Source organism: Hyphomonas sp. (genome assembly GCF_022844445.1).
In the GTDB taxonomy this organism is placed as follows: Bacteria; Pseudomonadota; Alphaproteobacteria; order Caulobacterales; family Hyphomonadaceae; genus Hyphomonas.
On record NZ_JALHLS010000019.1, the window covers coordinates 38,197 to 49,312 of the forward strand.

Consider the following 11,116-nt stretch of genomic DNA (forward strand, 5'->3'; position numbering starts at 1 on the left):
CGGGTAAAGGCCGCGCGCTCAGTTTCAGGCTTCACCCTTGGCGGGCATTTACGGTGATTTGCTAGAGATATCTCGGAGAGCTCGTCGAAGCGGGCCGGAGCAGATAGATGGAAAATCACACCACCGGCGCGCCTTCAGACTGGTCCCTGGCCCGTCTGCTGAAGGAAGTTCCGGTTCCTGAGAAGTACCGCGCGAGCCTTCGCAAGAAGCAGCTCGATACGGTTGGCAACATGATTGCAGTCATGCTGCTCGCCAACCTTCTCAATGTGGCGGTCGTGCTCCAGTCCTTCCGGAACTCGCATGTCAGCAGCGTTCTGGCGATCTGGGGTTTCTGCATCATCTTCATTTCCGGCCTCGCCGTGCTGCGCCACCTGCGTACGCGCAAGGCGAGTCTCGAGGGCCGGGTTTCAGATCGCCACATCGATGCGATCGCGCGCAGCGCAATGGTGATTGGCCTCTTCTGGGCGGCGGCGCCCCTATTTGTTTTGAGCTCCACTAACGCAGAAGGCCAGATGGTGCTCAGCATCGTTCTGGCCGGCATGATGTTCGGCGGCGCGTTCCTGCTGTCGCGCCTGCCGAGTGCGGCTTATTCCTACCTCGTCCCGATCGGTATCGGTCTCGCCGCTTCGATGGCCATGGAGCCCGGCGCGGTTCACCATTTCATTGCCGTGCTGACGATCGTTTATGTCACCGTGCTGGTCTTTGCGGTGCGCTGGACACATCTCCAGTTTGTCGAACAGCACCTCAACGAAGCGGCCGTGCAGGAACAGACGCAGCTGATCGGGCTGTTGCTGCGCGACTTTGAGGAGAGCACGTCAGACTGGCTATGGCAGACCAATGCGGCCGGTGTCCTCGAAGACATTCCGCTGGTCATCGACACGAGTTCGGACACTTCAAGCTTCATGAAGGCCGGTGTGCAGCTGACATCAGTGTTTGTTGCCAGTGAAGCCCGCCGCGTACTTGAGTCGACGCTCGACCGGAATCTCGGCTTTCGCGACATCGTCCTGCAGGTGGCGGACGGCGCTGAAGAGGAATGCTGGATCTCGCTGACCGGCAAACCGATTTTTGATGGACCGGAGTTTCGGGGCTTCCGCGGCGTGGCGGCCGACATCACGCAGTCCAAGCTGATCGAAGACCGCATGGCCTACATGGCCCACTATGACGGCCTGACGGGACTGCCCAACCGCGTAACCCTGCAGGATCACCTTGAAAGGGTACTCCGCAAGCCGCCGGCGCCGAACACGGTACGCGCGCTGCTCTGGCTGGATCTCGACAACTTCAAATGGGTCAACGACACGCTCGGCCACCCGGCGGGCGACGAACTGCTGCGCCAGGTCTCGGCCCGCCTCAACGCGATGGCCGAGAAGACAGACATCGTGGCACGTCTCGGCGGTGATGAATTTGCGCTGGTGATAGAACGCCCGGCTGGCGGGGCGCTGGAAGCCTTCTTCAATCGCCTGACGGAGCATATGCGCAAGCCGTACGACATCTGGGGCTCGACGGCGCACTGCTCAGCCTCGTTTGGTGTGCGCGTGTTTGATGCTTACACCACCGATCCGCGCGAAGTGCTGAAGCATGCCGACCTGGCGCTCTATGATGCCAAGCGGACCGGCAAGGCGCAGTGGCGCATGTTCACTAATGAGCTGGAAGCCACCGCGCTCGCCCGTGTCCAGATCGAAGCCGAGCTCGAGAGCGCGATCGACAATGATGAACTGCGCGTCTTCTTCCAGCCGCTCGTCGAAGCGGGTTCGCACAAGATCCTCGGCGTGGAATCACTGCTGCGCTGGCAGCATCCGACGCGCGGTTTGGTATTCCCGGACGAGTTCATCGAACTGGCAGAGGACAATGGCCTGATCACGCGCATGGGTGAATGGGTGATCCGCGCGGCGCTGACGGAAGCGGCGCGTCTGCCGGAGAGCGTGAAGGTGGCGATCAACATCTCGCCGCTGCAGATCCATTCGGCGACGCTGATCTCGACAATCGTCAATTCGCTGGCCACCAACAATATCTCGCCAAACCGGTTGGAACTCGAAATCACCGAATCCGTGCTGATGACAGACACGGAATTCACGCTGAAACGCTTGCACCAGATCAAGGACCTGGGTGTCCGTATCTCGCTGGACGACTTCGGGACCGGCTATTCTTCGCTGAGCTACCTGCGCGCGTTCCCGTTCGACAAGATCAAGATCGACAAGAGCTTCGTGAAGGATATCGAGTCGCGTCCGGAAAGCCGCGCTATCGCGATGGCGACACTGAGCCTTGCCAAGTCACTCGGCATGCGCTGCACGGCCGAGGGCGTCGAGACGCTCTACCAGGCGGACTTCCTGCGCGACCATGGCTGCGACGAACTGCAGGGCTTCTTCATCAGCCGTGCGCAACCGCTGGACAACCTCGCCCACATCATCGAGGTGCGTCGCCGTGCCAGCGGTGAGGGCGCCGAAGTGCACCCGATCCAGTCGCCAGCCGTTACAACCGTTGTGCCGTTCACCAGTGAGAAACGCGCCTAAGGCGTTGTGCTTTCCTCGGCGGGGGCTGGTTCCGGTTCTGCAGGCGGTGTGGCCGGGCGCTTGCGTCCGAATAGGCCGCCCAGCGCATCGCGGGCAGCGTTCTCGGCGGCGTCTTCCAGTTCCTTCTCGACACTGCGCGGCGGGGCAGGCTCGGCCGGGGTGACAGGTTCGCCTTCTGCTGGCGGGATGCCGGTTGCGGGGGCTTTTGGCGGCTGCCCGAGGATGCCGCCGATGACGCCGCCCACAGAGTCGCCGCCGCGGCCGGCTACTTCTTCCAGTAGCTTGTCCTTTAGCTGTGCCTGCAGCGCAGCCTGAACACCAGAGAAGTCCGGCGTGACCTTCAACTGGTTCCAGTTGCCGGACAGGCGTACCGGCACCGGGATACCATTCAGCTGCACGACCGCGCCCTGCCCGGAGCCGGTGCGGTCAATAGCGGTGGCGAGGCGCAGGTCGAGTTTCTGGCCGCCGAGGTCGATACTGCCGGTGCCGTCGATACCGAGCGCCGGGCTGATCAGCTTCAGGATGTCGACATTGGCGACGCCGTTCTTGATTTTGAGCACGCTGTCGAACTTGGTGAAGTCGGTCTCTGCCGTCGGTGAGAGCACACTGCGGAAGTCGAGCGAGTTGAGCTTGCCGGTGGTCAGCGCCGTTTGCAACGACTGGGCGGAGCGCACCATTTGCGTGACATTGAGGCCTTTCAGAGCGCCTTCAGCGAGGTTGGTCGACACTTCGCCGTTGAGGCCGCGCACCAGGGCGTCGAGCGAGTCCCCGCGTGTGGTGGCGTCCAGCTTGAAGGCGCCCGTGCCCGCGAGCTTGTCGAAACCTGCCAGCGTACCAAGGAGGTTCGACATGGCCACGCTGTCGCCCTGCATGGCGAACGTGACAGCCGGCATGGTCGAGGCGGCGTCGACTGTCATGCGGCCTTCCCAGTTGCCGCCGAAGGCCTTGAATTTCGACAGATCGGCGGCGAGCTTGCCATCCGTCAGCTTGGCGGTGAGGGCCGCGTCGGTCAGTTTGACACTGCCCAGGCTGATCTGCGTCGTGGTGATCTGGAGGTCGGCATCTGCGGCCTGCAGACCGGCGAGGTCCAGCTTGTCCTTGCTCCAGGGCTCGATCTTGACCGGCTGCACGGCCTGATCGGCCGGGGCGAGGAAGGGCGAAAGGTCAAGATTGCCCATGTTGAGCTTGCCGGTCAGGCGCGGCTTCGGACCGGTAAGGTCGATGCCGGCCGTGCCTTTGGCCGTGATGTTGTCAAGCTTCAGGTCCAGCGCCGAAAGGGCGATGTTGGTGAAAGTGCCGCTGACATCGCTGGTGGCGGCGAAGGTTTGCAGCGTTGCGCCGGGCTCCAGTTCTACTTCCGCGGCGGCGAGCAGCTCGCGCAGCTTTTCACTGGAGGCGTTCAGTCTGCCCTTGAGGGCGCCGGGCTCGGCGAGGCCGAGTTCGCCGGTATAAGTCGCGGTGAGCAGGTCGCCGTCATGCTTGAAGTCGATGGCGCTGAGCTTCAGCGCATCAGCAGGGCCGGCAATTTTACCGGTGAAGGAAACCTTCTCCAGGGCAGGGCCGGCCGGTACATCGACGTTCATCTCACGCGCCAGCTCGCCCGCCTTCGCCGTGTCGAAGCTGAGCTTGCCGTTGACGAGGACGGCCTCGCCGAGCGTGACGCCGCCTGTATAGTTGGCGTTGATCAACGGGCCTTTGATGCGCAGCTTCTCGAAGGCGAGGGCGGGCTCGGTCAGCGCGCCGCTGATCTTGCCTTCGACATCCAGGGCGCCGAGGGGCGCAACGTTCACCGGCAGCTTCAGCGCGGCGAACTTCACCAGTGCGTCGATCTTGGGGGCGTCGAAGGCGAATTCGCCGTCGATGGTCGGCGTGGGGCCGAGGTTGATCTTGCCGGTGAAGCCGGTCTTGGCGAGATCGGAGGACTGGTTGAAACGCTTCACGTTGATCGCGAGGTTTTCCAGCGTACCGGACACGTCGCCCTCAGTGTTGATTTTGCCGAGCTTGGTGATGTCGAACGGGACTTCGACCTTGGCATAGTCGAGAAGCGAGCTGACGGCTTCGGAGCTGGCCGAGAAGGTGCCGTCGAGGGCGGGGACGGCGCCGAGCGTGATGGATCCGTCATAGCGCGCCTTGACGAAGTCCGTGCCGAGGGTCGCCTCAAGCGTGGCGGGCTTGCCCGTGGTCGCGGCGTCCAGCGAATCGAGGTTCGCATGCACGTCGAACCGCTGGCTCTGGAAGAAGCCCTTGGCGTCGAGTTGGAACGGCTGGTCGAGCGCCTTCATGGCAGCCGTGAGATCCAGTTCGCGCAGTTCATACCGTGTGCCCGCCTGGTCATCCTGATAGGTAAGGCTGGCATTCTCGAGGCGCAGGTGCTCCACCGCGCCGTTGAAGCCGCCGCCCTCGCTGGGGGCATCGCCCGACGGAGGGGTCTTCTCCAGGACCCAGTTGGTCGTGCCGTCAGCCTTCTTCTGGAGCGACACCGACGCATCGACAAAGGCGAGTTCGTGCACTTCGACGCGCTGGCCGAACAGGAGCGGCGCCCATTTGACCGCGCCGCGCAATTCGCCGGCCTCGATCATATAGGGGCCGTCGAAGCCGTCCGGGTTGGACACTTTCATGCCGCCGACACTGGCCGCAATGCGAGGGAAAAGGGACAGGCGGACCTCGCCCTCGAGCGTCACCTTGCGCTGCAGGGCTTCGCCCGCCGCACGCTCGATCTGGGCGCGGTAGACGGATTTGGGAATCAGGAACGGCACGCTCAGCGCCACGCCGATCAGGATGATAAAAATTCCACCTGAAATCAGGGCGATACGCTTCATGGTCTGAATCCGTGTTTGGGTCTCGTTATCAGATGAACAGATACTATGTCGGTTGAATGGCAGCTGAAGGAGAAATGGCAGGAAACAGGCCGTTTCCGGGGCACTGCAAGGCGCCCAACAGGACCGCTTGACCCGGCAGGCCGGCGCGATTAGAGAGGCGCTTCGCTCGAAAGGGCGGCCAGAAAAATGCGCGGGTGTAGCTCAGTCGGTTAGAGTGCCGGCCTGTCACGCCGGAGGTCGCGGGTTCGAGCCCCGTCACTCGCGCCATTCCTCCCGGAATGAAAACCTCCCAATTACTTGAAAACATTGAACTCCCGACGCCTCTGGGCGACCGGGCGTTTAGCCCCTGACCTGGATCCCGATGTGCCCGGCCTGGGCCGGTTCCCATCCAGCAAGTAAGAGGCTTGACCGGGCCCCCGGAGGCGGCGTCCGGCGCCTCATTCCTCAGCCCAGGCGTACGCTTGAACAGGGCCAGCTAGGCGCTGCGAAAGTTCGGTGCTAACGCTACGTCACCTTGAGGTGCGCGCCGGCGTGTTGCCGGCCGGCGTAGTGTCCGTAGGCGGAGCATCTTTCGAGCGTCCCGGGTGCCTCATCCGCCACCGGTTGCGTTGTGCCTGAAACGATCAGTAGGCGGAGTAATTTCGAGCCTTCGGGGGGCGTGTCCTGGGCCGGGCCCGGGTAGCCGGAAGGCGCAAAAGTTGCGTTTTATGGCGGTTTTTGGGTCTATCGGGAATTTCCGACCGGCCGGGGCGAGCCTCTTGCGCAATGTTCAAAGCAAAGATATGCGATCTCCTTCTGCAAGGAATCATCTGCAAGACTGAAACCTGGCAGGCGAAAACACCCCTGTTTAGGCTGCGTTCTGCATTCACTGTCTTAGAAAGGATAATGAAATGGCCGTAAAATCCAAAGTTGTGAAGAAGGCCCCGGTCGCGAAAGCTCCGGCGAAAAAGGTCTCCGCCAAGAAAGCCGTTGTGGCCCGGAAAGCCGCTTCGGACGTCATGACCCTGAAGCACATCGCTGCGGAAATCTCCGAAGCGCACGAAATGCCGAAGAAGCAGGCTGAAACGATCGTCAGCGACTTCATCGACCGCATGGGCGGCCACCTGAAGAAGGGCAAGAAGCTGCGCATTTCCGGCCTCGGCATCCTGCAGGTTCGCGCGCGTCCGGCACGCAAGGGTCGCAACCCGGCCACCGGCGAAGCCATCAAGATCAAGGCTTCGAAGAAAGTCGCGTTCCGTCCGTCCAAGGACCTTAAAGACCGCGTTCTCTAAGCTTCGGCCCAATTCGACTACCAGACGCCCGGCCAGCACTTCGCTCGGCCGGGCGTTTTCGTTTCAGTGTCTCAGACCACCGTGCCGGTCAGCTTGCCGATCAGCGTGGTGATGGCCATAGCAAGGGCGCCCCAGAACGTGACGCGCAGGATCGCGGTGCCGAGCTTGGCGCCCCCGGTGCGCGCGCCGGCGGCGCCGAGCAGCGCCAGGAAGGCCAGCGCCGAAAGTGATACTGCGGGCAGAAGCGAGGTGAGCGGCACGATGGCAGCAACCATGAGGGGAAGCGCAGCGCCGACTGCAAAGGTTGCGGCAGACGTGAAGGCGGCCTGCACGGGCCTTGCGGTAAGCGATTCGGAAATGCCGAGTTCGTCGCGCAAATGCGCCCTCAACGGATCCTTCTCCGTCAACTGCGTCGCAACCTGGAGCGCGAGGGCGGGCTCAAGGCCGCGTGCCCGGTAGATGCCGGTCAGCTCCTTGAGCTCGGCTTCCGGGTCATCGTGCAGTTCGCGCTTTTCCCTTTCGGTATCGGCCTTTTCGGTATCGGCCTGCGAACTGACGGAGACATATTCGCCCGCAGCCATCGACATCGCGCCGCCAACCAGCGCGGCAATGCCCGCTGTCAGAACAGCGCCGCGCGAGGCTTCGGCAGCGGCGACGCCGAGGATCAGGCTGGCAGTCGAGACGATGCCATCATTCGCGCCGAGGACTGCGGCGCGCAGCCAGCCGATCCGGTCAACGGCATGACGTTCGGTATGAAGGCGAAGACGACTCATGAGGTTGTGTCCTGTGTTGAAGAGGGATCAATGGTCTTCGCGGTCCCGGTCACGGTCGTGATCGTCATAGCCTTCACGGTGGTCACCGTCCAATGCGGCGGGAGACGGCAGGGACCAGAGGCCCGCGCTCACAACGCCGCCGAGAAGCAGGGCGACCAGGAGCGCCGGCAGGCCAGCCTGTCGCGCATCTGTTCCGGGTTCGCCTTCGGCGCGCGACTTGCGACCAGTGATCATGGCAGGCACCAGCGCGTCCTTTGCCAGCAAGCTTTCCGCCACAACGCCCAGCAGATGGAGCGCGACGAGGCCTTGCAGGACACGAAACGCGAGTTCGTGCAGGTCCGACATTTCGAAACCGATGACCTCAGCGAAAGGACCGGCGAGGCCCTCGCCGCTGCTGAAGAGGCCGGTAAGAATGCAGACCGAGACGGCGATGAGCAGCAGAAACACGGCAACGGCGCCGACCGGATTGTGGCCCAGATGACGTTCCGGCTTGCCGGCGGCAACTTGCCTGAGATGCGCGATGAGCTTGCCGGGCGAGGGGAAAAATGCGCCGAACCGTGCATGTTCGCCGCCGGCAAATCCCCAGACGATCCGGAAGACAATCAGCCCAGCGAGCATCATGCCGCTAGCCCGGTGTATGTTGGCAAGATCTCCCTCGCCGCCGGAGAACCAGCAGGCGAGCAGCAGGAGGAACAGGCTCCAATGGAAGACGCGCGTCGCGATATCCCAGACGCGGAGCTGGCGGCGAGCGGAGGTTGGCGGTGCAGAAGTTGTCATGGCGGCCTCGGGTCAAGGGAATACGGGTGAGCCTGCAACTCCGTTTTCGTCAGTTGCGCCGATGATCCAATAGGTATTGCGCCTGACAGTTCGCTGATGGAGGTTGCCGCGCTTGAAGTTGGCAGGCAGATCGCGTTTCGTTCGCGCTAGTCGCGGTTGGAAAGGCGCTGCCGAACAAAGTTTACCGACCTGGTAGCGGCGGCCTTCCTGCTTGCCGAGTAAGCGACGCCAGGGCTGCACTTACGCAGGGTGACCCCTTCCAAGCCAGGCGGAGCCTGTGTCATCCTTGCGCCATCAGGATCAACAGGCGCGGACGGCCATTGCGGCACCGTCCGCCGAACGGGAGACAGACAGATGGTAAAGACACGGATCACGGAAATGTTCGGCGTCGAGACGCCGATCGTGATGGGCGGCATGACCGGCGTCGGATATGGCGAACTGGTCGCGGCGGTGGCAAATGCCGGCGCGCTCGGTTTCATCACGGCCCACATGTTCAAGACCGGCAAGGACCTGCTCGACGAGATCGAGAAGACCAAGAAGCTGACCAACAAGCCGTTCGGTGTGAACCTGACGCTGCTGCCGTCGATCAACCCCATTCCGTATGATGAGTATCGCGAGGCAATCATCGCGTCCGGCATCAAGATCGTCGAAACCGCCGGCCGCGCGCCGACCGATCACCTGCCGCGCTTCAAGGAGCATGGTGTTAAGGTGATCCACAAATGCACCTCGGTGCGCCACTCCGTATCCGCCGTCGCAAAGGGCGTCGACGTGATCTCCATCGACGGCTTTGAATGCGCAGGTCATCCGGGTGAGGACGATGTCGGCCTTATCGTTCTTCTGCCTGCCACGGTGGACGCAGTGAACGTGCCGGTGATCGCCTCCGGCGGTATGGCGGACGGACGCAGCCTTGCCGCGGCGCTGGCGCTCGGCGCCGACGGCGTCAACATGGGCACGCGCTTCTGCGCCACCGTCGAGGCGCAGATCCATGAGAACGTGAAGAAGAAGATCGTTGAGAACAACGAACTCGACACGGTCCTCGTCGGCCGCACGTTGCGCAACACGGCGCGGGTCGCGAAGAACAACGTGTCGACGCAGGTGGCCGAAATCCAGCGTGATCCGACGAAGACCTTCGCAGACGTGAAAGAGCTGATGGCCGGCGTGCGCGGGCGTGAGAACGTCCTGCGTGACGGCCACATGGATGATGGCATCTGGACGACCGGCCAGAGCCAGGCGCTGATCCACGACATTCCGACCTGCGACCAGCTCGTCAAGAACATCATGAAACAGTTCGAAGAGGTCCGCAGCCGCGTCGCCAAAATGTAAGCGCGGCGCGCCTGCGCCCTGCTTCCCCGAAACGGTCCAGCCTCACCGCCGGGCCGTTTTCTTTTGCGGGCATCCGAAGAAGGCGGGGAGGGCGGCGCGGCCTAGTTTCCAGGCTCCTCGAGTGGCTTCCGGAACTGAGCGCCGAGAAATCGCCGGCGGCGTCATTTCCCCGTTGACCTTCACGCCCGCCAACCCTATTACCCGCGCTCTCTACCCCGTGCCCAGATGGCGGAATTGGTAGACGCACTGCTTTCAGGTAGCAGCGCTGCAAGGCGTGGAGGTTCGAGTCCTCTTCTGGGCACCAGGCACCTTTTTGTGTGCATCTCAGCACGTCCGCAGACGTCCAAAAAAATCAACAAAACCAAGAGTTTAACCAATTTCTGGCTCCGCTAGGGTCCGCTCACATCTGCCTGCGTCCGGAAGTAAGTATGGTACAGCCTCTGGTAGCATGGTACCATATCGGCAGATCGAAGCCTGTCCGTACCATACCATGCCGCTTACAGACTTGAAAATTCGGAGCATTAAGCCGGATGGCAAGCCCCGCCGGTATACTGACGGCGGCAACTTATTCGTCGAGGTTCGCCCCAATGGTTCGAAGCTGTGGCGCTTTGCCTACAAGTTCGATGGCAAGCAGAAACTCATGGCCCTCGGCACCTATCCAGAAATCTCGCTGGCAAGGGCCCGAGAGAAGCGCGCAGAAGCCCGCGCGCTTTTGATCGAGGGTATCGACCCGATGCAGCAAGCCAAAGTCGACAAGCTGGAGCGTCAGGCGCTCACTGAGCATACCTTCTCCGCCATTGCCGGCGAGCTTCTCGAAAAGAACCGAAAAGAGGGGCTCGCCGCCGCGACGCTGTCGAAGAAGACCTGGCTCGTCGGGATCGCCAATGTCGATCTCGGGGGAATGCCGGTCACGCAGATCAAACCGACGCACGTTCTAGTTCCGCTTCGTAAAGTGGAGTCGGAAGGCAATTATGAGACAGCTCGCCGTCTGCGCGCCGTGATCAGCCAGGTCTTCCGCTACGCCGTCGCAACAGCCCGCGCCGAGAATGATCCGACGGCGGGCCTGCGCGGCGCACTGATCGCGCCTAAGGTCACTCACCGGCCTGCGATTGTTGAGCGGGAGAAGTTTGGGGGACTGATCCGATCGATCTGGGCCTATGATGGGGCGATCGAGACCAAGGCCGGGTTGCAGCTGATGGCGCTGCTCTATCCCCGTCCGGGCGAACTGCGCCTCTCCACATGGGGCGAGTTCGATCTCAAGAAGCGCACATGGACGATTCCGGCGGCGCGCACCAAGATGCGCCGGGAACACAAGAAGCCGCTCTCTGGCGCCGCGTTAGATATCCTGACGCGCCTTCACGTCGTCACAGGACGTGAGCCGTACGTGTTTATCTCGCAGCTTTCACGCGGCAAGCCGATCAGCGAGAACACGCTCAACGGATCCTTGCGCCGTCTGGGATACGCCAAGGAAGAAATGACCTCCCACGGGTTCCGCGCCAGCGCCTCAAGCCTGCTCAACGAATGCGGCTGACCTGAGACCCAATTGGTCCCGCATTTGAATGGAGAGTCTGTCGTTACGGAGACAGACGATGCGGAAGAGTAAATTTACCGAGGAACAGATCATCGCGATCCTGGCTGAGCAGGAG

7 protein-coding genes and 2 tRNA genes are annotated in these 11,116 nt (G+C 62.4%); 6 read left to right on the top strand and 3 right to left on the bottom strand.

The genetic code is table 11. The annotated features are described in order from the left end of the window. The first annotated feature begins 107 nt into the window (after nt 1-107). Complete coding sequence (locus Q0C17_RS16435; RefSeq protein WP_291208659.1) at nt 108-2,507, top strand: EAL domain-containing protein; 2,400 nt, start codon at nt 108-110, stop codon at nt 2,505-2,507. On the opposite strand, the gene Q0C17_RS16440 is transcribed toward Q0C17_RS16435, so the two are convergent. Further along, nucleotides 2,504-5,326: an AsmA family protein gene (locus Q0C17_RS16440; protein WP_291208662.1), complete on the bottom strand. Its 2,823-nt coding sequence runs from the start codon at nt 5,324-5,326 to the stop codon at nt 2,504-2,506. The two genes, Q0C17_RS16435 and Q0C17_RS16440, sit on opposite strands and share 4 nt — an antisense overlap. Nucleotides 5,327-5,516: 190 nt before the next feature. On the opposite strand from Q0C17_RS16440, the gene Q0C17_RS16445 reads away from it, so the two are divergent. Together Q0C17_RS16445 and Q0C17_RS16450 are read left to right on the top strand one after the other, a co-directional pair. After that, a tRNA-Asp gene (locus tag Q0C17_RS16445) sits at nt 5,517-5,593 on the top strand. A 623-nt stretch (nt 5,594-6,216) separates the two neighbouring features. After that, the gene (locus Q0C17_RS16450; RefSeq protein WP_291208665.1) at nt 6,217-6,597 is read left to right on the top strand and encodes an HU family DNA-binding protein; all 381 of its coding nucleotides are present in this window, start codon (nt 6,217-6,219) and stop codon (nt 6,595-6,597) included. A 71-nt stretch (nt 6,598-6,668) separates the two neighbouring features. Here the strand turns inward: Q0C17_RS16450 and Q0C17_RS16455 are convergent, their stop codons facing one another. Next, nucleotides 6,669-7,370, bottom strand: a complete 702-nt coding sequence (locus Q0C17_RS16455) for a VIT family protein (RefSeq protein ID WP_291208668.1) — start codon at nt 7,368-7,370, stop codon at nt 6,669-6,671. Nucleotides 7,371-7,397: 27 nt separating this feature from the next. Beyond that, nucleotides 7,398-8,147 carry a cytochrome b/b6 domain-containing protein gene (locus tag Q0C17_RS16460; protein WP_291208669.1) on the bottom strand — a complete coding sequence of 250 codons (750 nt, stop codon included), beginning with the start codon at nt 8,145-8,147 and terminating at the stop codon, nt 7,398-7,400. A gap of 354 nt (nt 8,148-8,501) precedes the next feature. Here Q0C17_RS16460 and Q0C17_RS16465 point away from each other — a divergent pair, with 354 nt between their 5' ends. The 3 genes from Q0C17_RS16465 to Q0C17_RS16475 all read left to right on the top strand — a co-directional run bounded on the left by Q0C17_RS16465 (nt 8,502) and on the right by Q0C17_RS16475 (nt 11,001). Beyond that, entirely contained in the window at nt 8,502-9,470 is a 969-nt protein-coding gene (locus Q0C17_RS16465) for a nitronate monooxygenase family protein (protein WP_291208671.1), read from the top strand. A gap of 219 nt (nt 9,471-9,689) precedes the next feature. Next, nucleotides 9,690-9,774 (top strand) — tRNA-Leu (locus tag Q0C17_RS16470). A gap of 144 nt (nt 9,775-9,918) precedes the next feature. Beyond that, nucleotides 9,919-11,001, top strand: coding sequence for an integrase arm-type DNA-binding domain-containing protein (locus tag Q0C17_RS16475; RefSeq protein ID WP_291208674.1), 1,083 nt, complete (start codon nt 9,919-9,921; stop codon nt 10,999-11,001). Nucleotides 11,002-11,116: the final 115 nt, after the last annotated feature.

What these genes read in the sequence shown, in the direction of transcription:
- Q0C17_RS16435 (WP_291208659.1), top strand. Translation starts at nt 108, where the DNA reads ATGGAAAATCACACCACCGGCGCGCCTTCAGACTGGTCCCTGGCCCGT.
- Q0C17_RS16440 (WP_291208662.1), bottom strand. Translation starts at nt 5,326, where the DNA reads ATGAAGCGTATCGCCCTGATTTCAGGTGGAATTTTTATCATCCTGATC.
- Q0C17_RS16450 (WP_291208665.1), top strand. Translation starts at nt 6,217, where the DNA reads ATGGCCGTAAAATCCAAAGTTGTGAAGAAGGCCCCGGTCGCGAAAGCT.
- Q0C17_RS16455 (WP_291208668.1), bottom strand. Translation starts at nt 7,370, where the DNA reads ATGAGTCGTCTTCGCCTTCATACCGAACGTCATGCCGTTGACCGGATC.
- Q0C17_RS16460 (WP_291208669.1), bottom strand. Translation starts at nt 8,147, where the DNA reads ATGACAACTTCTGCACCGCCAACCTCCGCTCGCCGCCAGCTCCGCGTC.
- Q0C17_RS16465 (WP_291208671.1), top strand. Translation starts at nt 8,502, where the DNA reads ATGGTAAAGACACGGATCACGGAAATGTTCGGCGTCGAGACGCCGATC.
- Q0C17_RS16475 (WP_291208674.1), top strand. Translation starts at nt 9,919, where the DNA reads ATGGTACCATATCGGCAGATCGAAGCCTGTCCGTACCATACCATGCCG.